The organism is Pantoea sp. SJZ147, assembly GCF_007828605.1.
GTDB lineage: Bacteria > Pseudomonadota > Gammaproteobacteria > Enterobacterales > Enterobacteriaceae > Pantoea > Pantoea allii.
The window spans coordinates 15,226-39,103 of the sequence record NZ_VIVB01000012.1 but is presented as its reverse complement, the minus strand read 5'-3'; the positions used below and the strand labels follow the sequence as shown (position 1 = coordinate 39,103).

The following is a 23,878-nucleotide window of genomic DNA, read 5'->3' as shown; positions in this document are numbered from 1 at the left end:
ACCGGGGTTAACCGGGTGGGTAGGCTTCTGGGGTTTGCCTGATTGAACAGTCACAAGCCGGTTTTCATTACGTTTTAGGGGGTAAAACCTCGGGCGCGCTGCGCTGCACAATATTTTCGATGTGCACTGTCAAATAGAGTTTTTCAGAGTTGCTCATGCTGTGGTGATAATGTTTTTTAACAAACTCATTAATGGCGTCAACGCATTTAAGGGTGCGTGCGTAACGCTGCTGCGCCAGCGCAAAAAATTCGTCATCGTTATTATTTAACACCTCGCCATCGATGACCCGCTGGGCAAAAAACTTCAGATGCGTAATAAAACGCTGGTAATTCAGGCTGTGTTCATCTGTATGAAGGGTAAAAAAGTATTTTACGATTTGTTGCAGCTGATAAAGGAGCTGGGTAATTTTTGCAGTTTTTCCCAGCGAGTCGTTAAGCCCGGCGTTAACGATATGCAGTGCAATGCTACAGGCTTCACTGTCCGGTAACAGCATGCCGGTGCGGGCGACCACCATGCCCAGCGCCTGACGGCCAATCGCATACTCAGCGGTGTAGAAGTGGCGCACTTCCCACTCCAGTGGATTCGCGAGCAGCGTGTTATCTTTATGACGTTCCAGGGCAAAATGAAGATGGTCGGCCAGCGTAACATACAGCCCTTCACTTAATTTATGATTCAGCTGTTCGCGCGCCAGGCTGACAATATCGGCGGTAAGCTGGAGAATATCGATAGGCACTTCACTGACCAGATCTTTAAAGCGTGCAGAGATCGATGAATCTTCCAGACGAAATATTTTTTCTGCCTCGTGAGGATGAATACTGGCACCGTTGTGCGTATTAAATCCCAGACCGCGTCCGGTCAAAATAACTTCAAGGCCGTTATCATCAATCGCACTGACCACATTATTATTCAGTATTTGTCTGACCAGCATCGCTCACTCCTGAAACAAAATCGGGCAAAACATAAATACAGCGGTGAAGGGAATTTCCCCCAGCCTGCATTCAGGTTTTGCCCGATAATCGGTAACAAGCGTGATGCCGATTTATCCTGGCACTGTGAAAATGGAGATTCAATATCAAATTGTGCAGTGGGTTATCTGACGCGCCGATTTGTGATCCGCTTTGCGAAAAGCATTACAGCAAGCTGTTACGCAATGGCGGAATCCCAAATGAAATCACCCTTTTTCACGAAGCAGACCGCTTCCGGCAGAGAACACGCTAAACAAGGGCTGCCCATTGCCTGTCAACTGCACGCTGTCTGTCTCGGCGCGATGCTTAGCCTTGTGCCTGGCGTTTTTGCGCGCCCGTCAGGAGTTGCTCCAGCACGTCGATACGGTGCCGGTGTGGCGTGGTAATGGCGTAGAAGCGCTCCTGCAACTCCGCCGATTGGCCTACGGTGACAAGAATGCCGGTACGCAGTTCATCCTGAACCACGACCTCGGGCAATACGGTGAGCCAGCCGCTGTCGCGAGCGATCAGACGCAGCATAGCCATGTCGTCCACTTCAGCGCGCACTCTGGGCGTTACGCCCGCCGCAGAGCACAGCACATCAAACTGCGCGCGCAAGGCATGACGTGGGCCGGGCAAGGCAATTTCCACGTTATCCAGATCTTCCGGGATGCGCAGACGGCGCGATGTCCATTTGCTCGCCGGGCCGACTAAAGAGATGGACTGACTGCCCAGATACACGAAGTGCAAAGGACGATCGGGGTCCACGGGAACGGTCTCATTGGCCAGCACCACATCGAGCTGATGTTGCATCAACCTGACCAGCAGGCCTTCCAGCAATCCCGACTCCAGTGTCAGCACGACAGTAGGGTCGGTAAGCGCAGGCCGAATCCAGTTTTCCTGATAATTGCGCGACAGGGTTGCCACGCTGCCCACACGTAACCGTGTGACACCGGCTGAACGGCCTTTTAAGCGTCCCAGCATCTCCTGGCTAAGTCCAAAAATATTGTCGGCATAGGCCATGACCAGCTGACCTGTGTCCGTGAGGATCAGGCGGCGGCCTTTGCGGATTAATAAACTTTCGCCAAGCCGTTCCTCAAGCTGTCGGATTTGCACCGAAACGGCCGATTGAGAGGTCGCCAACTCTTCGGCAGCCCGCGTCAGGTGCCCGAGTTTAGCGACGCGCCAAAAATAAAAAAGGTGATGGAAATTTAGCTGGTTAAGGTTAATCATTCGTTTTTAAGTATTGAATTATTCAAATAAATATATTTTACAGAATAGTTTGCGTCAAGGAACATACCCTCAGTCACATTCATAAGGGCTAGGCGATGAATATCCTTGAAGCTTTTTACCTGGTTTGTTTTTTAGCACCGGCAATTTTAATGTTCGGGTTAACGGCACTGACGCGGTGGGGCGGGCTGCCTACACCGACACTTTGGCGTGTTTTGCAGATTCTGTCGTATGGCACTATTGTCTTCACCGGACTGTCTCTTACTGCGGACATCCGTGTCGTGCAATGGCCCGGCATAGTCAAAGCCACGACGTTTGGCCTGGTGTTGGCTTTGCTGGTGCAGCTGCTCGGCAACGTCATCGCGTCGTTTTCTGCGCGTTATCTTGAAGGGGAAGCCAACCAGCGACGCTACATGGGCGCACTGACCGCTGTTCTGGGCAGTGTCCATCTGCTCTTGCTGGCCGATAACTGGCTGCTGCTCATCGCGGCCTGGGCCGCTGTAGGCATAGCGCTGCAGCACCTGCTTTGCTTTTACCCGGATCGCCCCTTTGCCCTGTTTGCGGCACACAAAAAATACATTGCCGATCGGATGGCTGACGTGATGTTGCTCGGCGCTTCCGCGCTGGCCTGGTGGGATGTTGGTAGTTTCTCGCTGTCAGCCCTGTGGATGCACATCGCCCAGCAGGGTGCGTCTGTGTCCTTGCAGGCGAGCGCCGTGTTGCTCGTGATGGCGGTCATTCTCCGCACAGCCTTACTGCCCGTGCATGGCTGGTTGATACAGGTGATGGAAGCCCCAACGCCGGTATCTGCGCTGCTGCATGCCGGCGTCGTCAATCTTGGTGGCTTTGTGCTGATTCGCTTCGCACCGATGGTAGAACAGGCCAGTGCTGCGCGAGTCTTGTTACTGGTTTTTGGGCTGACGACCGCGGTGCTGACAGGCATGGTCATGTTGACGCGCATCAGCATAAAAGTACGCCTGGCCTGGTCTACCGTCGCGCAAATGGGCTTTATGCTGCTTGAGTGCGCACTTGGCCTGACTACCCTGGCGGCTCTGCATCTCATTGGTCATTCGCTCTACAAAGCACATGCTTTTCTGTCCGCGTCAGAAGGCGTAAGACACACTCGCCAGCAGGCGCTGCACCGGGTTTCCTTGCCCGGCACGGTGAGCGTGCTTCTTGCCCCGCTATTAACGATTTCAGCGGTATTTCTGGTGCTGACGCTGGCAGGTCTTGCCGCCTGGCCCTGGTGGTGGAGTGTTGTGCTGGGCATGGCGTGGGCACCCTTGCTGTGGTTGCCTGACGCGCAAGACGGCTCGACACGTACGCTGCAATCTCTTTTCGGACTCTTCACGGTTATCGGCCTGACGATGGTTGCCCTGGCTTTGCATATGCTGCCGCTCGGTTTGCAGGACGCTCCTGATGATCGTCTGGGCCTGATCGCGCTGGCAGGTATGGCAGCACTGTATGTCTGTCAGGTGTTGCTGCAAAAGCAGCCACAACGCTTGTCGCGCTGGCGTCGGTGGAGCTACGCGGGTTTTTACCTGGACGAAGCCTATACGCGTCTGACGCTGCTTCTATGGCCCGCGAACGGGGTTTCCGCAATGTCCACGCCCGCTGAGCCTGACGTCCCTGATGCACCTGTTGTCGACAGGCCGCGCTGAATAACACCATTAAACTGGAGAGTTTCCTGATGGATACACTGACCCACAAAGAGAAACCCGTTTCGGCGAGCCTGGCGCAATCCGCAACCAATGCAGATTCACGGCAGGTTGCGATCGAGCAAGCCTGCCAGCAGGCCTGCCATGCGATTGCACCTGCATGGCCACTGGATCGCGCTATCGCGGTCAATCCGCATTGGTCGCGTATCGGCATGCCGGTGCGCAAGGTGGCTGCCCGGATGGCGGTGCTCGGCGGTATTCAGGTCTTCCCACCGCGAGATCGGCAGAGCCTGGCCTGGCACGAAGGTCGCATTAGCATGGCCGATCTGACCCAGGCGCTGCGTCAGCTACCTGAGGCGCAAGCGGCCGGCCTGACGGCTGAACAGTGCACCCAGGCGCTGCACGCAAGCGCCCGGCAGGGACAATTACCGCTACTCATCGATATGCTCGACAACGATCCCCATCGCCACAAAAGGTTATCCTGGCGGCAAGCGATCACGCATCAGGTTAGCCAGACCTGCGCCGCTTACTTCGACGAACATCAGGCGAGCTGGCAGCCCGATCGCCACCAGGGGTTGTATACCTTCTGGCGAGATACTCTGAAGCATGACCATGGTATTGGTTTGTTAATGGGCTTACCGAACATCCACAAAGCTATCAAGACGTTGCCGGATAACGCCATGGACGCCGGGCGCTGGGTCATCGAGCGTTTGGGCCTGCCTGAAACGGTGTGGGCAGATTATCTGGAATCGGTGTTACTTACCGTCAATGGGTGGGCATCCTGGTGCGCTTATCTGGGCTGGCAGGCTGAGTTGGCGGGCGGCAAGGATACGCACCTGCGCGACTTGCTGGCTATTCGTTTAGCCTGGGGCATGATCCTTTTAGAATGCAAAGATGATGCGGCTACCCTGCAGGCATTTATCTCGCTTCAGCACGCCTGGACACAAGCCCCTCAGGTGCTGGAAGAGGCCGAACAGGCCATGCTGGTTGACGAAGTCTGGCAGTTGGCTCTGGAAACCGGCTATCAGCGTGAGTTGGCGCATCGGCTGACTCCGATAAAGGGTCAGGAGGTGGGTGCCCAGGCTGTCGACGTCCAGGCCGCCTTCTGCATTGATGTGCGTAGTGAACCGATGCGCCGCGCCCTGGAGGCCGCCAGTCCTGGCGTGCAGACCATCGGCTGTGCAGGATTCTTCGGCCTTCCGGTTGCCTACACGCCGCTGGCTACGCAAGCCCGGCGTCCCCAGTTACCTGGCTTACTTGCGCCTTCCATAGAGGTCAACGACCGTATTGTCTGTGCTGATTCGACGCAGTGCGAAGCCGATACCGCACGGCAAAATGCAGCCAGCAGATCGCGTCAGACCCGGTTTGCCATGGCCGATCAGTGGCATGCCATTAGCCACTGGCCGGGTGCCGCTTTCTCTTTTGTGGAAGCGGCCGGGTTGAGCTACTCCGTCAAGCTGATGAACAGGTTACTGCCACGCAAAAAAGCACGTCCCCGCGACGATCTGGATGGCTTGCCCGCGCGCTACCGTGAGATCTGCCGTCCTCAACTGGTTGGGCTGGATACAGCGGCCAAAGTTAAGCTGGCGGCAGGCATTCTTCATGCCATGGGCCTGACACAACGTCTGGCACCGATAGTGCTTCTCGTTGGGCATGGCAGTCAGTCAGCCAACAATGCCCACGCAGCGGCACTGGACTGCGGTGCATGCTGTGGTCAGACCGGCGAAGTGAATGCGCGCAGCCTGGCGCAGTTGCTCAACGAGCCAGCGGTTCGCCAGGGGCTGAAATTGCAGGGGGTGAACGTCCCGGACTCCACGGCGTTTGTGGCGGCGCTGCACAATACCACCACCGATGAAATCGAGTGGTTTGATCTCGACCTGTTGCCACAAGGTGCGCGTGAGCGCTGCGCGTGGTTGCAACCCATTGTTAATCAAGCCTGTGACCAGGTTCGCCGCGCCCGCGCGCCCGATCTTCAACTGGACCCGCGAGCGCCTAAAGATGAGTTACTGGGGCAGTTACGTCGTCGCGCTAACGACGGTGCACAAACCCGGCCTGAATGGGGGCTTGCTGGCAACGCCACCTTTCTGATCGCGCCTCGTCAGCGTAGCCGTGGCGTAGTCCTGAGCGGGCGCAGTTTCCTGCATGACTACGATGCCAGTGAGGATGTTGACGGTAGCCTGCTGGAAGGTCTGATGACCGCCCCGATGCTGGTCACACACTGGATCAACTGGCAGTATCACGCGTCCACTTGCGATCCGCAGAGGCTGGGCAGCGGCAACAAGGTGTTGCATAACGTCGTAGGTGGACGCATCGGCGTCTTCGAGGGCAACGGCGGCGATCTGCGCATCGGTCTGTCACGGCAGTCGCTCCATGACGGCAAGCGTTGGATGCACGAGCCGCTGCGTCTGACTGTGGTCATCGATGCACCGCAAACTGCCATTGAAGCGGTAATCGCAAAGCATGAGGTCATCCGGCAACTGCTGGATAACGGCTGGCTTCACCTCTGGCGCTTTGAGGCATCCGGTTTGCTGCGCTATGAGCACGGACGCTGGCTCCCGGTGCATCTGGAGAGTGCCTGACGTCGTATCCCTCCCGATCAGTAGGCGGAACACATGCCGCGGCGGCCTGTTTCAGGGCAGCTTCTGCACGCGTGACTTCTGCGTTGACGTGCGCAAAAGGTTGCGGACGTCAACGCCGCGCCATCGGGACGTGGCTGGCTTGAGTCTGGTACGGCTGGGCTGTGGACGGACACAGTCACCGGCGTCGATGCGCGCATCAGGCGAAGTGCTCGCACAGGAACGCCACGAACGCGCTCACCTTAGGACTCACCAGTCGGCGCGACGCGTGCAGTACCCAACCTTCGATAGCAGGCACCTGCGCCGTGCCCCACTCGACCAACCGGCCCGAGGCTAACGCGTCAGCAACGGCAGAGCGAGGTAATACGGCCACGCCAGCGCCAGCAAGTACCGCATCGCGCGCCATAAAGGGCGTCGACAGGCACATGACTGGCTGTGGGAGATAAGTGCGCACGCGGCCCGAAGCATCGATGATGGACCATTCGGGAACCACGGCGCGACCCGCGCGTACAACCGCTGGCAGCTTCAGCGGTTCTTCGTCGTAATGCGGCTGCGGCAGGTGTGGAGGTGCAACAAGTACCAGGCGATCGTTCAAAAACTTGCGACCGACCAATGTGTCGTCGTGGCGGGGATTGAAGCGCACCACCACATCGTAGCCATCGCTCACCAAATCGACGAGGCGATCTTCCGCGATGACATCAAGCCGTATCTCGGGGTAGGCGGCGCAGAAGGCCGCGCTCAAGCGCCCAACCGAGACATCGGCGAACAACAGCGGCACGCTAACGCGCAATACGCCACGCGGCTGGCCTATGCCCGCTTTTAGTTCTGCCAGCGCTTGCGTAATTTCGTCGAAGGGATCAAGGGTACGGGCATGCAGGATCGCGCCTTCCGGCGTCAGACGAAGCGTTCGCCCACCACGTTCGATCAGCCGTACTTTCATCTGCTCTTCCAGCGCGCTGACATGGCGCGACAGGGTCGCTTTCGGCCTTCCACTCGCGCGGCTGGCACGCCCAAACCCGCCATGAGTGGCAACGAGATTGAAATCGGCGAGTGCACTAAGATCCATATTTCGTTCCATATTTGAGACAAACTGTTTTATTTTTAAGCACTATACGCCATTTATGGTTCAGTGGAAGACAGGGCCTCTCATCACAGGGTAAGGAGTTATCAAATGAAAGCAGTCCGTTTTTATGAATATGGCGGCCCAGAGGTCCTGAAGGTAGAAGATATCGATCTACCTGAACCCGGCCCTGGTCAGATACGCATCGCAGTCAAAGCGGCTGGCATCAATCCGATCGACTGGAAACTTCGCGCGGGATATATGCGCGAGATGATGCCGCTTGAGCTTCCGGCTGGCGTGGGTTACGACGCGGCGGGCGTTGTCGACGCCGTGGGGAAAGACAGGCTGATGATTGACCGTCGTCGCCGTCATGATGTCAGGCCAGCAATACATCGTTTAACGCCAGGGTAATACCGCTGGGTTGAGCATGACATGTATTCGGCGCGCGTCTGTTTTTTAAGCAAAGGGTTGTCTTTATTAAAGGAAAAGCCATTATATCTTTTTAAGATAGAAGGATTTTCTATGAGTGATTCTGTCTGCACATCCATCGGGCTGCTCCTGTTTCCGGCGCTTACTCAGCTTGATCTTACTGGCCCGTATGAAGTTTTTGCCAGGGCACCGAACACACAGGTTCATCTCATCTGGAAAAACCTGGATCTTGTCGTTTCCGATCGTGGAATGGCTATACAGCCAACGACCACATTTAAAACCTGTCCACAACTGGATGTAATTTGTGTTCCCGGTGGGCCAGGACAGATAAACCTGATGGACGATGACGACGTCCTTTCATTTATCCGTTCCCAAAGCGAACACGCCAGGTTGGTGACGTCTGTCTGCACTGGGTCGCTGGTTCTGGGCGCAGCAGGGCTTCTGAATGGATATAAAGCAACGTCGCACTGGGCTTCTCTGGATCAACTCGCGTTGTTAGGTGCGGAGCCGGTCAATGAGCGCGTAGTCCGTGACCGTAATCGTATTACCGGCGCAGGCGTAACTTCAGGTATCGATTTTGCGCTCAGCGTTGTGTCAGAAATTCACGGAAGCAATATTGCTCAGACTATTCAACTGCATTTGGAATATGACCCCGAACCTCCCTTTACCTGCGGCTCACCCCGTACCGCATCTAAAGAACAGTTAAAAAACGCACAGGAGCAGGCCGCGCCTTTTATGGAAAAGAGGCGGCAGGCGACGTTAAAAGCAGCAGCCAGACTGTTTAGATAAGGGCAGAGTGGAAGAGGGGGGCTTTTTGACTTTACATGTTTGCTTCTGGCACGAAGCGGACGGTGGGTAGGTGATGTCTGCTATGAGCGAGGAGCGGAAGTTCGCCCTCAGCCATACCGCTGAAGATCTCTAAAAGGGAATGGTTGGGATGAGCAGGAAACTTCCCCCCTAAGGTATTGGGTCATACTGCGCGTGGCTTAGTGATTTGAAAAAACAAAAAGTTAATCCAGTAAACCTCTAAGTTATCGAAGACAAGAGCAGTAACATGGTTTATAAATCACTCACTATCGTTATCATCGAAAGGAATCCAATGAAAATTCTTGAGAAGAAAACCAAACATCATTATGTATGGGCTCATTACCTTCAGGATTGGACAGTTGATGGAACCAACATTTACTACATTACAAAGAAATCTAACATTGCATCTGACAGTGTCAGAGGTCTGGGACTTGAAAAAGATTTCTACAAAATAGGTATGTTGAAGGAAAGCGATAAAGAACTCATAGCTCTCTTCACAAACAAATGTAATGAGACATTAAAAGAACTTCATTGGAATTTTGTGAATATGATATTCGAGACACAGAAAATGGTCTCCTTATTATCACCTGCTTTTAATGCAAAACTTGGAATAAACTTACAAGATATTATACAGAGCAGTGCTTTCGAAAATTATTTGTCCGAGCAAGAATCGAGCGCCATAAAAATTTTAAGTGAATTAAAAACAGGAAACTTGCTTCCTTTGGATGATAAAGGTACTTACTATGGGTTTTGTTATTTCTTAGGGCATCAATTTTCTAGGACACAGAAAATGAAGCAATTATTAATTCTGTCACTGGATAAGATTCCTGGCCAAATACACACCCGGGATCGTCTAAGGGATTTTTACAATAGAAACTGGTGGTTTATGTGTTCATTTATGGCAATAAACCTTTCTTATGACATGTCCTTGAACGGCAGCAGAAAAGTCATTCTGCTTGAGAACAAATCCAGTATTGACTTCATTACATCTGATCAACCAGTGATAAATCTGAATCCAGAAGAAAGTGAAGGTGAATTTGTTGATTATTATTACCCATTATCTCCTAGTAAAGCGCTATTAATAAATACCAGTGGGGTTAAATATTTCTCGAGCAATCATCTAAGTTACGATGAAGTACACATGCTCAATACTAAAGTAGCCCGTTCCTCTTGCAAAACTATATTTTCGAGAAACAAAGAAACCGTTAGGTTATATAAGAAGGACTTCAATCAACGAAATTATTTAGCTTTTACATTACAGATTGCAGACTGAACAAATTGTAACTGAGGGGGCGTATAGTCAAGCATCCCCGCTGGTGATGATGGCGGGCGACAACTTTTTATAACTCACTCCCGTCATCGCTTGACTGAGCTGTTTGCGGCTGATTAACATATTGTGATGTAGCAACGTTTGCTTCTGGCACAAAGCAGACATCATCGCAGAGAATCTCTTACAGGGTTGAAAAAAGCCCCTCGCATTCACCATGATTTAGCCTGTCTGTATATCAGGATAACCTCTATGCCACGGTTAAGTCCTCAATAAGATGAAACACCTACAACGTTTTTGGACGACACTTTGGGGATGAACATGGCGAGTGTTTCGCACACCTCTGGCTGAATGATTTTCCTATAGCTCGCCTTTTATTGGGAACGAATTTTATCCTGATACGTTGAAATAACAGAGTTACCATCACTTTTTTATCTGACTATAGCCTGCCGTTATACCCTGCTACCAAACAAGCATTCGTCACCTTTCAAAACGCATGAAATAGTGGTTTCAGAACCTTACCTTTGTCTGAAACGAGAAATCTCATGCTAATCCCACAACCTTATTTACTTTTTCTTGGTGATGTTACCGATCCACTCGCGGCGAAAACGGCGCGCGGTATTCATATCTGGCGGCCGGAACAGTGCGTTGGCGAAATTAAACTGCCGGGCTGCACTGTCAGCCTGGGTCTGGATGAGCTCGACATCCCCCGCGCCAAAGCGCGCGGCGCAAAAACCCTGGTGCTGGGTACCGCCAACGCAGGAGGTTATCTGCCAGAACACTGGCTGGCGACGGTGAAAAGTGCCATCGAAGCGGGCATGAACGTTGCCAGTGGATTACATCATCGTCTGGTGGACGAACCTGAACTGGTAACGCTTGCAAAGACGTTTGGTGTGGAGCTTTTTGACTTACGTCATATGCGTCCGAAGCTCAATGTGGGCAGCGGTAAGAAGCGCACGGGTAAGCGTATACTCACGGTGGGGACGGACTGTTCAGTGGGCAAAATGTACACCTCACTGGCGCTGGAAGCGGCGATGCGCGAGCGCGGAATGAAAGCAGATTTTCGCGCTACGGGGCAGACCGGCATTCTGGTTGCGGGCGAAGGGATTGCGGTGGATGCGGTCATCGCTGATTTTATTGCCGGTGCGGCGGAAGCGCTGTCCCCGGCTAATGATGATGACCACTGGGACATCGTTGAAGGCCAGGGCTCGCTGTTCCATCCCTCTTATGCGGGCGTCAGTATGGGACTCATGCACGGTGCACAACCGCACTGGCTGGTCATGTGTCATGAAATGGGTCGCCCCCATATGCGCCATTTGCCTCATCAGCCCATGGTCAGCCTGAAAGCGTGCGTTGAAGCCAATCTGCGCGCCGCGCAGGTGACCAGTGAGTCTGTCCAGCTGGCTGGCTTTGCCATTAACACCTCTAATTATCCTGAAAAAGAAGCGCGTGCCTATTGCGCCGAAATTAGCGTCGAGTTTGGTTTACCGGCAACGGACCCGGTGCGTTTTGGTATTGACGAGATCGCCGCGCTGCTGCAGGAGCGTGGTTGAGATGAGACAGTTGCAGATTGACGTGGTAGCGCTGCCGCTGGCGCGGCCCTTTGCTATCTCGCGCGGTGTTCGTACCAGCGTAACGGTTATCCGTGTCACGCTTGAGCAAAACGGCTTCATTGGGCAAGGCGAATGTACGCCGACGGCGCGCTACGATGAGACGCCAGACAGCGTTCAGGCCGAGCTTGAAGCGGTACGCGCTGACGTTGAAGCAGGCTTGAGCCGCCACGATCTGCAACACCGTTTACCCGCCGGTTCCGCGCGCAACGTGCTGGATTGTGCGCTGTGGCGCCTGGATGCCGCCCGCGCCAGTCAAACGCTGTGGCAAATCAGTGCCTGTTCTCAGCCATCGTCGGTGGTCACGGCGGAAACCCTCAGCCTCGATACCCAGGGAAATATGGCGCTGGCGGCGGCGGATGCCGTATCTCGTGGTGCCATCCTGCTCAAAATTAAGCTCGACCGTGATGCGGTGCTGGAAAAAGTGGCGGCAATTCGCGCTGCGGCACCGCGCGCCACGCTCATTATCGATGCCAATGAAGCCTGGTCAGGTATGGATTTGGAAAGCCTGCTGCTGGCGCTTCAGGCTTACAACATCGCGATGGTCGAGCAACCGCTTCCCGCCGGTCAGGATCATGACCTGCAACGTTTCCATCATCCGATTCCCGTCTGTGCTGATGAAAGTTGCCATACGCGGGAGGATATCGCCGGACTGCGTAATCGTTACGAGATGATCAACATCAAACTGGATAAGTGCGGTGGCCTGACGGAAGCGCTGGCGATGGTCGATGAAGCGCAAAAGCAGAATATGCGCATTATGGTCGGCTGCATGCTGGGCTCATCACTGGCGATGGAAGCCGCATTGCCCGTGGCGGTCAACGCAGAGCACGTCGACTTAGATGGGCCTATTTGGCTTGCCGCCGACAGCTCTCCCTTTTTGAACTACTCCGAAGGCCGTATCTGGCTATAACGCGACGAGGCGACCATGACGGACACACGACACACTTCTCCAGCCGCAGGTGCCGCCTGTTCATCACCGGTGCTTGACATTCGGGATCTCAGCGTCTCATTTCGTGGGCGCAGTGGTGAGAATCAGGCACTGAAAGGCATCAGTTTCGCCATTAATCCGGGAGAAATTGTCGCCGTAGTGGGTGAGAGCGGCTCAGGTAAATCAGTCACTTCGCTCGCCGTGATGGGCTTGCTGGCGAACAGCGGCCGTATCGATCGCGGCAGTATGCAGTTTCGCGATCGCGGCGGGAAAGTGCATGCGCTGGAAACTCTGGATGATGCTCAGCGCCGCACGTTGCGTGGTCGTGAAATGGCGATGATCTTTCAGGAGCCAATGACCTCGCTGAATCCGGTGCTGCGCATTGATGATCAACTCACTGAAGCCTTACGCGATCATCAACAGTACGACAAGAAACAGGCCCATGCGCGCGTGCGTGAATTGCTTCAACAGGTACGTATCGCCGATGTGGATCGTGTGATGAAGAGCTATCCGCACGCGCTCTCCGGCGGCATGCGCCAGCGAGTGATGATTGCGCAGGCACTGGCATGTGATCCGCAACTTCTTATTGCCGATGAACCCACTACGGCGCTGGATGTTACCGTGCAGGCGCGCATTCTGCATATTCTGCGTGATTTGCAACGCGAGAAGCAGATGGCCGTTCTGTTTATCACCCATGATATGGGCGTTGTGGCTGAAATCGCGGATCGCGTCGTGGTTATGCTGCGGGGCGAAGTGGTCGAGCAGGGCACCGTATCAGAGATTTTTGCCGCCCCGCAGCACGCGTACACCAAAGCGCTGCTGGCGGCCGTGCCGAAACTGGGCGATATGCGCGACTATGCGTGGCCGCAACGCTTTCCCCTGCTCGGTGCCCGGCACGCGGCACGAGACGAGCAGCATACCGCTCGCTACGACAGTGCGCCGCTGTTGGATGTGCGTGGGTTGAAAGTCTACTATCCCATCCGCAGCGGCATTTTCTCGACCCATACACATCATGTGCATGCGGTTGAGCAGATTGATTTCAGCCTGTGGCCGGGTGAAACCCTGGCGATCGTGGGTGAAAGCGGCTGCGGCAAATCGACCACCGGGCGTGCGCTGATGCGCCTGATCAACAGTGATGCCGAAAGCATTCACTTCGAAGGAAAGGAAATCTCGCACCTGAAAGAGGCGGCCTTCCAGCCGCTCCGCCGTGAAATTCAGATGGTGTTTCAGGACCCTTATGCCTCCCTGAATCCGCGCCTGACCGTGGGGTTCACCATTGCCGAGCCGTTGCTGTTACATGGCATGGTGTCCTCGCTGGAGCAGGCTTCTTCGCAAATCGATGCGTTGCTGAAAAGTGTCGGCCTGTTGCCCGAGCACGCGCGTCGTTATCCGCACGAATTTTCTGGCGGCCAGCGCCAGCGTATCGCCATTGCCCGCGCGATGGCGCTGAAACCGAAAGTGATTATTGCTGATGAAGCGGTATCGGCCCTTGACGTCTCGATTCAGGCACAGGTGGTCAATCTGATGATGGACCTCCAGCAGCAAACCGGCGTGGCATGGATTTTCATTTCTCACGATATGGCGGTCGTTGAGCGTATTGCCAATCGCGTGGCGGTGATGTACCTCGGCCAGATTGTGGAGCTTGGGCCGCGCCAGTCGGTATTTAATCAGCCGCAACATCCTTATACCCAACGTCTGCTGGCCTCCGTGCCGGTAGCGGACCCCGAGAACCGTCAGCCCCGTATTTTCGATGACAGCGAAATCCCTTCGCCGTTGCGAAAGGTGGGTGAAACGGTCACTAAACCCCGTTATCGGCAGGTTGCGCCCCAGCACTGGGTTGCTGACGGCATTGCATTGCGATAATCCTCAACGACCAGGAGATTTTATGAAAACACTGTTTCGCCGTACTTCGCTCGCCCTCGCATTGACGACGACGCTGGTCATGACCGCGCAGGCCCAGGATCTGCGTATTTCAATGTATGCCGATATTACCGGACTGGACCCGCACGATACCTCCGATAATGTCAGCTACTCGGTGCAGAGCGGCATCTTTGAGCGCCTGTTCCAGTTTGATGCCCACATGAAGCTGCAGCCCTGGCTGGCGACCGGTTATACCTCCAACGACAGTGCGACGGAATTTACGCTGACGCTGCGTAAAGGCGTTACCTTTCAGGATGGTACGCCGTTTGATGCCGACGCCGTCAAAGCCAACCTTGATCGCCTCGCCGACCAGAAAAAAGGGCTCAAGCGCAACAGCCTGTACAAAATGATCGCCAAGGTCACGGTGCTGGCACCCGACCAGGTCAAAATCGATCTCAATCAGTCGTTTGGTGCCTTTATTAACACGCTGGCGCATCCTTCTGCGGTGATGTGGAGCCCGTCGATTCTGAAGCAGTATCCGGACGAAGCTCAACTTAGACTGCATCCGGTGGGAACCGGCCCGTTTAAATTTGTTAACTGGACACCGGGCAAAGCGGTGACGCTGGCGAAGTATGACGGTTACTGGCAGCAGGGATGGCCAAAAGTCGATCATGTCATTTTCTCACCCAGCCCGGAAGATGCCACACGGGTGGCAGCGTTAAAATCGGGTCAGGTGGATGCCATCTGGCCGTTGCCTTCCGATCTGATCGCTGCCGTGAAGCAGGACAGCAAACTTTCGATTCAGCGCGATCCCAGCATTTATCTTTATTACATGGCGATTAACACGCAGCACAAGCCGCTGGCGGATGTTCGTGTGCGTCAGGCAATCAACTATGCAATTGACCGTAATCTGTGGCTGAAGGTGGCCTTTGCCGGTTTGGGCAAACCGGCCACATCCGCAATGCCGGAAGGGGTTCAGTTCTATCAGAAACAAACCGATCCGGATTACCACTATGCACCGGACAAGGCCAAAGCGTTGCTGAAAGCGGCGGGCTATCCTGATGGTCTGGACCTTAAGCTCTGGGTCACCAATGCGACGGCCAGCGTGCGCGCCGCTCAGGTGCTGAAAGCGCAACTGGCCACGGTGGGCATTCGTGCCACGGTGACACCAATGGATTCGGGGACGCGCAACGCTAAGCTGTGGGGCGTACAGGACCCGAAAAAGGCAGAGTTTGACCTCTATTATGGCGGCTGGTCGACGTCCACAGGCGATGCCGACTGGGCGCTGCGTCCGCTGTTTGCCACAGAATCCTGGGTACCCACCTCGTACAATGTCTCTTATTTCAGCAATCCTGATGTCGATAAAGCGATTGCCGCCGGGCTGGCGACGGCCGATCCGGCAAAGCGTGGCATTGCCTATGCGCAAGCGCAGACGCTGTTATGGAAGGATGCACCAGTGGCCTTCCTTGGCACACCCGACAATCTGGTTGGCAAACGCAGCACCCTGAACGGCGTTTCGATGCTGCCGGATGGCAATTTGCTCTTCACTCAGGCGTCGTTTAAATAAGACGCGGATCGCCTTCAGGTTCTTTGCCCTGTGCGGGCAAGAAACCTGAGGGTGCCCGTCGCACCTCATTTCAAGGAATGGCATGTTTGCATACATCATTCGCCGATTACTGGAGATGATCCCGGTTTTGCTGGTGGTCTCGCTGCTGGTTTTCGGTTTTATCAAGCTGCTGCCGGGCGACCCGGCGCGCATCTACGCGGGACCGGATGCGCCCATTGAGGCCGTCGAAGCGGCGCGACAGCATCTCGGGCTGAACGATTCTCTGCCGCAGCAGTATGTCCACTGGATCGATAGCCTGTTGCATGGCGATCTGGGCACGACGTACCGAACCCAGCAACCGGTGCTGCAGGTGATTAAGCAGGGCTTCATGCCAACCCTGTGGCTGGCCTTAGCGGGTTTCGCCTGGTCCGTGATTCTCGGCCTGGTGCTGGGCGTGCTGGCGGCACTGAAGCGGGGAAAATGGCAAGACTGGACGCTGATGAGCATGGCGGTTGGCGGTATTTCCATGCCCGCTTTCTGGTTGGGGCTGTTGCTTATCCAGTTCGTTGCGATGCCCTTTGGGCTGTTCTCCGTCAGCGGCTTTAACAAGGCCAGCGATATTGTCCTGCCTGCCATTACGCTGGGGGCTTCTGTGGCGGCGGTAATGGCGCGGTTTACCCGCTCGGCCTTTCTTGAAGTGGCGCAGGAAGATTACGTGCGCACCGCAAGAGCCAAGGGACTACGTAACCGCCTGGTGACGTGGAAACATGTGATGCGCAATGCACTCATCCCGGTGATTACCATGCTGGGTTTGCAGTTCGGTTTTCTGCTGGGCGGCTCCATCGTCGTGGAAAGCGTCTTCAACTGGCCGGGGTTAGGCTGGCTGTTGATTGAGTCGATCAAGGCGCAGGATCAACCGGTCATTCAGGCGTTGGTGATGCTGTTCGTGTTCGAATTTATTGTGATTAATTTGCTGGTCGATCTGCTGTATGCGGTCGTCAATCCGGCCATTCGTCTGCGACAGGAGCCAAGATGAGTATGCAATCGCTGACTGAAAACCCGCCACAGGTCATCCGTTCGCCGTGGCGTGATTTCCTGCATGCCTTTGTGCGTAACCCTCTGGCGCTGGTTTCGGGCGGATTTGTGCTGCTGCTGATCCTGGTGGCGATCTTTGCCCCCTGGCTGGCACCCTGGGACCCGATGGCACCGGACTGGATGGCGTTATCGTCGCCGCCCAGCGCCGCACACTGGATGGGAACCGACGAACTGGGGCGCGACCTGCTCAGTCGCATTATCTATGGGGCGCGAATCTCGCTCTATGTTGGCGTGTTGTCCGTAACGCTCGGCATGATTGTCGGGGTCGTATTGGGTTTACTGGCAGGCTATTACGGCGGTTGGGTTGATATGCTGATCATGCGCGGTGCCGACGTGTTGTTCGCGTTTCCTGGCATGTTGCTGGCCATTGCGGTGGTGGCGCTTCTTGGTACGGGCCTGAACAATGTGATTATCGCGGTCGCGGTATTTAGCGTTCCCGTGTTTGCCCGTATTGTACGTGCTTCGACGCTCTCATTAAGACAGGCTGCCTATGTTGAAGCCGTGCGCTGTGCCGGTGCACCAGACAGAATCATTATCCTGCGCCATATTCTGCCCGGCACGCTTTCCAGCGTAATTGTCTATTTCACCATGCGCATTGGCACCAGTATCCTCACCGCGGCGGGCTTAAGCTTTATTGGCCTGGGGCCGGAACCGGATGTCCCTGAATGGGGTAATATTCTGGCAATGAGCCGTAGCATGATGATGGCGGGCGCATGGCACATGAGCGTGTTTCCGGGACTGGCGATTTTCATCACCGTGCTGGCGTTTAACCTGCTCGGAGACGCGCTGCGCGACACGCTCGACCCGAAACTCAAGGGCTAACCATGGATTTTCAACAATTGCAGTGCGATCTGCTGCTGGATCGCTGGCGTAATGCGCGAACGTTAGGGCAGCCGCGCAGCGCATGTGGGCCCACCAATCGAATCAGCGATGTTGCCGGTGTGCGCGTTGGACATTACACGCTGAATGACGGAGAGAGGCAGACTGGCATAACGGCTATCGTACCGCCGGGCGACAATCTGTTTCTCACGCCGTTGCCATGCGGGGCCGACGTCCTGAACGGCTTTGCGAAACCGGTCGGGCTGGTCCAGGTCGAAGAGCTTGGCGTGTTGCAGACGCCGATTTTGCTCAGTAACACGCTGGCGGTGGGCACCCTGTTTACCACGCTGGTACGGGATGCCATCAGTCGTAATCCGGAGCTGGGGCGGACGTTGCCCACGGTGAATCCCCTGGCGCTGGAGTGCAATGATGGCTGGCTCAATGATATCCAGGCGCTGGCCATCAGCGAGGCGATGGCGCAGGAAGCACTGCACACGGCTGCGGCCGACTTTGCGCGCGGCAGCGTCGGTGCAGGGCGCGGAATGAGCTGTTTTAACCTTAAGGGCGGGATTGGCACGGCCTCGCGTGTTATTCCGTCGCTCAACGCAACGCTCGGGGTGCTGGTGCTGGCGAATTTTGGCACGCTTAGCGCACTCACGCTTGACGGTGTGCGGCTGGGTGAAAGGATTGCGCCGCTACTGGCGGGTGACGTACCGCAGCGTGATGCCGGTTCTGTCATTGTGATTATGGCCACGGATGCGCCGCTGGATGCGCGCCAGTTGAAGCGCATCGCGAAGCGTGCCGGTGCCGGCCTTGGACGGCTGGGCAGTTACTGGGGCCATGGTTCGGGTGATATTGCGCTGGCGTTCTCAACGCAATCTCTGCCGCAACCGCCGCAGGACGACACGCTGGAGCCGCTGCTTGCCGCCGCCGCCGATGCAACCGAACAGGCTGTACTGGATGCGTTGTTGAGCGCGGAGGCTGTTACCGGCTTTCGTGGTCACCATCGCCCCTCACTGACTCAGATTCTGGATAAATTAACCGCATGAAAATTTTTATCTCTGCTGATATTGAAGGTATTGCGGGCGTGATGCGCCCGGAGCAATGCACGCCTGGCAACCCGGAATATCAGTTGGCCCGGGGACTGATGGAACAGGAAGTGAATGCCGCGATTGAGGGCGCGTTCGCGGGGGGCGCAACGGAGGTGGTGGTCGCCGACAGCCATGCGCAAATGACCAATTTGCGTGCGGAAAATATTGACCCGCGCGCCCGACTGGTGCAGGGCAAACCTCGTGGCCTGTCGATGGTTGAAGGGATAGAGCAGCAAACCTTCGATGGATTATTTCTGGTGGGCTATCACAGCGCGGCAGGCGAATCTGGCGTACTGGCGCACACCATTAATGGCCGTGCATTCTGGCGTATCCATATCAATGGCCTGGTGATGGGGGAAACCGACATTTATGCCGCCGCCGCCGCCGAGCATGGCACGCCACTGTTGCTGGTCACGGGCGACGATCAGCTCCAGCACTGGATAGCAGAATTTTATCCCACGGTTGATTATGTCTGTGTAAAACGCGCTATTTCCCATACCTGCGCGGAGTCCATCAGTCCCAAAGCGGCACAACGTGCGATATGCGCCGCTGCAAGGGCTGCGCTACAACAGCAACCTTCGGTCAGCACGACGCGCCTGACGGCACCTTATTGCATGCAGCTTCAGGCCAGCAAACCCGTATTGGCCGATCTGTTTAGCCTGATTCCGGGCGTTACGCGCATTGATGCGGTGACTGTGGAATATCAGGCGGAGCGAATGGATACGGTGATCAGCCTGCTCAGCGCGTTTTCTTATCTGGCGAGTACCCAATCGTAGAGAAGGATGTTCGTGACGTCAGGGCAGAGACGATGTTCGTCCCTCTGGCGCTCACCTGGACTGTTTCCTGCAACCCCACGGTCTGGCGACCGCCAGGCCGTGCCTGCTAATCACGCGCACACGCGGATGACCGCCGGGTCAGCCGCGCTGCAGCACAACAGCGCCTGAACACCGTTGCTCCCGCCATGCGCCTTTCGTTGCACCCTCATGGTGCGAACGCCTGTCCTGCCAGATTGCCAACACGGGTGCGGTCGGCCGGGATGGGCAAAAACCGGCCCGGTCTGGCTCCCTTTCCCCATTATTTTCCGCGCATACATGCAACATCACCCCGATCGGCAGCTAAAGGCGACAGTCAGTAGCTTCGCCAGCGTTACGGTACAATTTTTGCAATAAAGCAGGAACAGAGCAGGGATTGCCATGGCGCGATCACGACACATTTGCTTGCGCGCCATCCAGGGCAGGGAACGGAGAACCGCGTAACAGAGCGCGCCGGTCCGGTTTGCCGGTAGGCCTGACGAGATAAACGATGTTACAGGTGTACACTGTGATTCAGACATTGGCGGTTCTGCGCGCTAACAGTTAATAAAGGCTTCTGACAACGGCCTGCGGGCAGATGAATCCACTTAGGGTAAATAATGATGCGGCTCCGCCACATAGAAGTCTTTCAGGCCATCGTTCAGACCGGCAGCATTAGCGCAGCCGCGCGCTTGCTTAACGTGTCGCAACCGAATGTCAGCCGGGTGCTGAATCACGCGGAACAGCAACTGGGATTTGCGCTGTTCGAACGGCGTATACAGGGCATGAGCGTCACGGCAGAAGGGCGACGGCTGCTGCCGGAGGTGGAAGATCTCTACCAACGCTTACAATCCATCACTCAACTCACTGAACAACTGCGGCGCGGCGAAGGACAGACAGTCCGCGTCGGTGCGGCTCACGCTTTTGGTCAAATGGTGCTGGCTCCCGCCCTGGTCACCTGGCGGCAACAGGTGGCCTCGGTCAGTGTCGAACTGGTCACGGAGCACTTTAATACCCTGTGCCAGATGATTCTGGATAATCAGCTGGATTTCGCGCTGGTCTTTGGTCAGCAGGTGGACGCCGATCTGCTGGCCGAACCGCTGTTTCAGTCTTCGATGGTGGCGCTGCTGCCACTTAATCATCCCCAGCACGAGCCCGTTACGCTGGAATGGTTATGCAGTAATAACCTGCTGATGATGCAGACACAGGACCCGCTTGGGCGCGTCCTGCACCGTGCGCTGCGCGATAAAAAACTGAATCCGGCCGTGTCGCTGTCGATTAAAACCTACTCGGTCATTGCGGATATGGTACTGGCGGGCGGCGGCGTGGGTGTCGTGGATCTGTTCACGGCTTGCCGTTATGCCGACCAGTTAAAATTGCTCCCTGTCGCACAACCGTTGCCGTTTGAAGTCATGCTGATCAGCCGTCGTGATTGCCCCCAATCGCAGTCCACGCTGCAACTTAAGCAGGTCATTCGTAACAGACTGTGGGAGATTGCCCGCCAGTGCGAAGCGCAGTTTATCCGTGAGTGAGCAAGCTATGCGCTCACCTACAGCCATGCAGCTTATTTAAAATACTGTTGTAGAGCTTTTTAAAAAGGTCAGGAGGAAGGTCGGTATCCTGAGATTTATTCTGTCTGGGGATCACGCTGTTCGCGCTATGAGCATATTCAAGGCGAGCAACCGGGCGTTTTTTACGAGGGTGCTGATGTAAACCTGCGCCGGGTTGTAAATGGATGAGGTTACTATCCTGAGAAATGTTAAAAGCCCTGACCATCGCAGTCAGGGCTTTTAAGGTACTTCAGACTTCAGATTTGACATTAATGAACTTACTAAATGACTACTGCAATTTATACTGCGTATAAATGCACCCGTTTGCTACAGATAATATTGGGCATTAAAACGTGAAGACCTCCCATTAGTTATCCTGGTATATCACTTGCCATCTTTATTAATGACTAAAGCATGGCGTCTTAAACAAGTACATTCCCCATCGCGACATATACTCTTTGATGCGTTGCCTGACTACAGTTGCCTTCACCTGAATCCAGGGAAGCAACGAGATGGGTAAATCAAGGCCTTACATCGTCGCGCTTTTACTACCATTTTGCTGCACAGCACTGTCACTACGTGGCCTTAAAGCGAACTGCATCCCAAACTACAGACTTCATGGCCTTTAATGCAAAATGGCTTACCCCAATTAGTACAACAATGATGCTCGTTTTTCTGTGCTGTTAGGAACCTAATCTACGGGTTTTATTCTCCGAGTCAATACTGTTTTTAAAAACATGTTTAAATTATCAGTGACATAGAAAACTTCCCTTTAAGAATGCTCCCAATATTTTATTTCTGTGGGTCAGGGCGAGCGTCAGTGAAAAATGGCGGATGCTTTTTTGACATCAATCAAATTCTTTCAGAAGCCGGCATTCCAGTGCGTCGCTCATTATTTTCTTCAGCCCGGGACTTATCGCCTTTCATTGACATCGGTTAAGGACGAAATAAGAAAGTTATATTGCGTATCTGGAAAAATATATGGAAAAATCATCACCATGAAAACGCTACTGGTCGTAGCCTGGAAACAGGAGCAGGGCAGAATGACCCGATTCGGGTGCCGGTGGTTTTTCGCCCGTGGAAAGCGCCAGCGAGCTGAATGCTCAGCTGTCAAAGGGTAACAGCAGTACAGCGTTTTGTTAATACGGAGACTGTTGTTGGCAGTGAGCGACTCAGTCAGGCTTCATTCCGTGCTCCCGGCGTGTGATGAAGCGGCCAGACGATGTGGTTTCTGGCTCACAGTATCCCGAACTCTCTCTGCCGGGCGTTAGGTAACCCGGCGAACAATTTGACAGGTGTAGAAGAGGTCATAATGAGTCAGATTGAAAGGGTAAATCCTGTTAAAGAGCCCCTGTGGCGAAAGGTATTCAGGATCTACATGATGACGTGTTTTCCCTGCGCGTTGTTAATCACTTTACCTTCAGTATTCATTATCCCGTCACTGCTCAGGAAAGGTGATTATCTGACGCTGTCGCTTTTCGTTGCCATCTGGGTTGCCTTTGCCCTGCCGCTGATTTCAGCCGGATTAAGCAAATTACGTCACCGTAAAGTGCTCGGCCACATGGTTGCGCTTCTGAGTTGTCCCCATCGTTTCAGCCCACGTGCGCATCAGGTGGTAGATACAAAACGAGGTCAGTATTTTGGCGTGGACACCGATCGCGGCACCCTGCTTTACATACGCAGGGTGAACAGGGACACCACTGATGTGGTGGCGCTGACCATGGATGACTGGGTGAAATGTGAACAGGACGGGGCATGTTTACGTATCCACACCTGCCGGACGGATGTATCACCAGTGTGCGTATACGATCATCCTGCATCAGTGGGATTGATAGCCGAAACGCTCAGGGCAATGAGACACAGACGTTATCCCGAGCCTGCCGGAGAATCCTGGTCTCACTATGTCAGGCGGCAGAGTCGCCTGATTCCTTATGCGCACAATGTTATCGCACCTCAGGACATCTGATTCACCCGGCTGACAGCTCCTCTGGTCTGGTCATGAAAATTGGTTACTGTTCTGGACACCTTCGTGCCGCTTACGGGGTGATGGCGCATGCCCGAGAGATACCGCTTTATAAAGCGATCTCTGTTAATCCTGCCTGGACCGGTAAGGGCGATGGTGAGAAAAACAAGGACAAGAGTAGGGCAGGACATTATCAGATGACGGGATGGGGAATGGCGTGAGTGTTACCTACAGGATTGCCTGCTAAATGATGACCGCGGGGACAGGCAGAACAGAGGGCGGACGACATCAAGGCAATAAAAAACCCGCACAAGGCGGGTTTTTTTGTTATCGGCAGAGCTGGTCTGAGCAGACCAGTGTCTTTCTCGCGGTTGTCAGCGCCGCTGATAACGAAGGCAGGTTAGAGCGGCGTAACGTTGCCAGCTGCAGGACCTTTAGCGCCATTTTCAATGGTGAAGGAAACTTTCTGTCCTTCATCAAGTGTTTTGTAGTTATCACTCTGGATAGCAGAAAAGTGTACGAATACATCTTTGCTACCGTCGTCTGGAGTAATGAAGCCAAAACCTTTATCTGAGTTGAACCATTTTACTAAACCAGTCATTTTGTTAGACATAGATATTTCCTTAATTGATGAGCCACTAGGTGCGGCGGTTA

19 protein-coding genes and 1 pseudogene are annotated in these 23,878 nt (G+C 54.7%); 16 read left to right on the top strand and 4 right to left on the bottom strand.

The genetic code is table 11. The features are described 5' to 3' along the window. Positions 1-67: 67 nt before the first annotated feature. Together licT and FBY13_RS17315 are read right to left on the bottom strand one after the other, a co-directional pair. On the bottom strand, positions 68-928 hold the full coding sequence (licT, locus tag FBY13_RS17320) for a BglG family transcription antiterminator LicT (RefSeq protein WP_145394707.1): 861 nt from the start codon (positions 926-928) through the stop codon (positions 68-70). 343 nt (positions 929-1,271) lie between these two features. After that, positions 1,272-2,177 (bottom strand): LysR family transcriptional regulator, encoded by a 906-nt coding sequence (locus tag FBY13_RS17315; RefSeq protein ID WP_255474502.1) that lies wholly within the window; start codon positions 2,175-2,177, stop codon positions 1,272-1,274. Positions 2,178-2,272: 95 nt separating this feature from the next. On the opposite strand from FBY13_RS17315, the gene FBY13_RS17310 reads away from it, so the two are divergent. Together FBY13_RS17310 and FBY13_RS17305 are read left to right on the top strand one after the other, a co-directional pair. Then, positions 2,273-3,835, top strand: a complete 1,563-nt coding sequence (locus tag FBY13_RS17310) for an NADH-quinone oxidoreductase subunit L (protein WP_145394705.1) — start codon at positions 2,273-2,275, stop codon at positions 3,833-3,835. A gap of 29 nt (positions 3,836-3,864) precedes the next feature. Continuing rightward, complete coding sequence (locus tag FBY13_RS17305; RefSeq protein ID WP_145394704.1) at positions 3,865-6,411, top strand: YbcC family protein; 2,547 nt, start codon at positions 3,865-3,867, stop codon at positions 6,409-6,411. Between the two features lie 196 nt (positions 6,412-6,607). Here the strand turns inward: FBY13_RS17305 and FBY13_RS17300 are convergent, their stop codons facing one another. Beyond that, positions 6,608-7,474 carry a LysR family transcriptional regulator gene (locus FBY13_RS17300; protein ID WP_145394703.1) on the bottom strand — a complete coding sequence of 289 codons (867 nt, stop codon included), beginning with the start codon at positions 7,472-7,474 and terminating at the stop codon, positions 6,608-6,610. Between the two features lie 105 nt (positions 7,475-7,579). Here FBY13_RS17300 and FBY13_RS17295 point away from each other — a divergent pair. The 14 genes and pseudogenes from FBY13_RS17295 to FBY13_RS17230 all read left to right on the top strand — a co-directional run. Further along, positions 7,580-7,810 (top strand): annotated as a pseudogene (locus FBY13_RS17295) (alcohol dehydrogenase catalytic domain-containing protein); the annotation flags it as partial. A 180-nt stretch (positions 7,811-7,990) separates the two neighbouring features. Beyond that, complete coding sequence (locus FBY13_RS17290) at positions 7,991-8,686, top strand: DJ-1/PfpI family protein (protein ID WP_145394812.1); 696 nt, start codon at positions 7,991-7,993, stop codon at positions 8,684-8,686. A gap of 310 nt (positions 8,687-8,996) precedes the next feature. Continuing rightward, positions 8,997-9,977: a DUF4238 domain-containing protein gene (locus FBY13_RS17285; protein WP_186440828.1), complete on the top strand. Its 981-nt coding sequence runs from the start codon at positions 8,997-8,999 to the stop codon at positions 9,975-9,977. A gap of 539 nt (positions 9,978-10,516) precedes the next feature. Next, complete coding sequence (gene dgcN / locus FBY13_RS17280; RefSeq protein WP_145394701.1) at positions 10,517-11,524, top strand: N-acetyltransferase DgcN; 1,008 nt, start codon at positions 10,517-10,519, stop codon at positions 11,522-11,524. A gap of 1 nt (position 11,525) precedes the next feature. After that, positions 11,526-12,491 (top strand): N-acetyl-D-Glu racemase DgcA, encoded by a 966-nt coding sequence (gene dgcA / locus FBY13_RS17275; RefSeq protein WP_145394700.1) that lies wholly within the window; start codon positions 11,526-11,528, stop codon positions 12,489-12,491. A gap of 15 nt (positions 12,492-12,506) precedes the next feature. Continuing rightward, entirely contained in the window at positions 12,507-14,372 is a 1,866-nt protein-coding gene (locus FBY13_RS17270; RefSeq protein ID WP_145394699.1) for an ABC transporter ATP-binding protein, read from the top strand. Between the two features lie 22 nt (positions 14,373-14,394). Next, a complete protein-coding gene (locus FBY13_RS17265) occupies positions 14,395-15,936 on the top strand; it encodes a glutathione ABC transporter substrate-binding protein (RefSeq protein ID WP_096012402.1) in 1,542 nt (513 codons plus the stop codon). Between the two features lie 82 nt (positions 15,937-16,018). Continuing rightward, positions 16,019-16,951: an ABC transporter permease subunit gene (locus FBY13_RS17260; RefSeq protein ID WP_109716132.1), complete on the top strand. Its 933-nt coding sequence runs from the start codon at positions 16,019-16,021 to the stop codon at positions 16,949-16,951. Further along, the gene (locus FBY13_RS17255; protein ID WP_063879186.1) at positions 16,948-17,832 is read left to right on the top strand and encodes an ABC transporter permease subunit; all 885 of its coding nucleotides are present in this window, start codon (positions 16,948-16,950) and stop codon (positions 17,830-17,832) included. The genes FBY13_RS17260 and FBY13_RS17255 overlap by 4 nt, the downstream gene beginning before the upstream one ends. A gap of 2 nt (positions 17,833-17,834) precedes the next feature. Beyond that, positions 17,835-18,878 (top strand): P1 family peptidase, encoded by a 1,044-nt coding sequence (locus FBY13_RS17250; protein ID WP_145394698.1) that lies wholly within the window; start codon positions 17,835-17,837, stop codon positions 18,876-18,878. Then, the gene (locus tag FBY13_RS17245) at positions 18,875-19,696 is read left to right on the top strand and encodes a M55 family metallopeptidase (RefSeq protein WP_096012405.1); all 822 of its coding nucleotides are present in this window, start codon (positions 18,875-18,877) and stop codon (positions 19,694-19,696) included. The genes FBY13_RS17250 and FBY13_RS17245 overlap by 4 nt, the downstream gene beginning before the upstream one ends. Positions 19,697-20,334: 638 nt before the next feature. Further along, a complete protein-coding gene (locus FBY13_RS17240; RefSeq protein WP_145394811.1) occupies positions 20,335-21,243 on the top strand; it encodes a LysR family transcriptional regulator in 909 nt (302 codons plus the stop codon). A gap of 1,240 nt (positions 21,244-22,483) precedes the next feature. Continuing rightward, positions 22,484-23,227, top strand: coding sequence for a plasmid IncI1-type surface exclusion protein ExcA (excA, locus tag FBY13_RS17235; protein WP_370513242.1), 744 nt, complete (start codon positions 22,484-22,486; stop codon positions 23,225-23,227). Between the two features lie 32 nt (positions 23,228-23,259). Next, positions 23,260-23,445, top strand: coding sequence for a hypothetical protein (locus FBY13_RS17230; protein ID WP_145394696.1), 186 nt, complete (start codon positions 23,260-23,262; stop codon positions 23,443-23,445). Between the two features lie 179 nt (positions 23,446-23,624). On the opposite strand, the gene cspA is transcribed toward FBY13_RS17230, so the two are convergent. Next, positions 23,625-23,837, bottom strand: coding sequence for an RNA chaperone/antiterminator CspA (gene cspA, locus FBY13_RS17225; protein ID WP_063879191.1), 213 nt, complete (start codon positions 23,835-23,837; stop codon positions 23,625-23,627). Positions 23,838-23,878 lie beyond the last annotated feature (41 nt).